This is a genomic window from Pseudoduganella buxea (assembly GCF_009720835.1).
GTDB classification, from domain to species: domain Bacteria; phylum Pseudomonadota; class Gammaproteobacteria; order Burkholderiales; family Burkholderiaceae_D; genus Rugamonas; species Rugamonas buxea.
This window is the reverse complement of sequence record NZ_WNKZ01000249.1, coordinates 1-491: the sequence shown is the minus strand read 5'-3', so window position 1 is coordinate 491 and position 491 is coordinate 1. Positions and strand designations below refer to the sequence as shown.

The following is a 491-nucleotide window of genomic DNA, read 5'->3' as shown; positions in this document are numbered from 1 at the left end:
CTGAACACGATCGACCAGCGGGACGTCGGCGCCGGCGCCGCCGCCTTCGACAAATGGCTGCGCAAGATCAGCGACGATTACGTCACCTTGGAGCGCCTGAGCACCGTGGCCGGCAGCCTGCCGGTGGTCGGCAACATCATGGCGCTGGTGGACGCCATCATGGATGTCGTCGGGATCGTCCAGAAGACCATCGCCAAAAAGGAAGTCGAATTCCTGGCATGGGTCAGTCTGGGCATCAACCTGATCGGCGTGGTGCCGGTGCCGCCGGCGATGAGCGCGGCGCGCATGACCCTGCGGCCGGCCCTGCACCTGGTGCGGCAAAAGCTGGCGCTGGGCGCCAGGGATATCGGCGCCGCGCTGATCGAGGTGCTGATCGTGCACCTTAACGCCAGGCTGGCCGGCGAGATCGAGACCTTCGTCGACAGTGCGATGGGCAAGCTGTCGGGCATCCTGGACGACTGCGCCGATACCGCCGACGGCGTCGCCGACGA

1 pseudogene is annotated in these 491 nt (G+C 66.6%); it reads left to right on the top strand.

Features of this window, described 5'->3' with window-relative positions:
- Positions 1-491: pseudogene (locus tag GM672_RS28660) on the top strand (RHS repeat-associated core domain-containing protein); the annotation flags it as partial.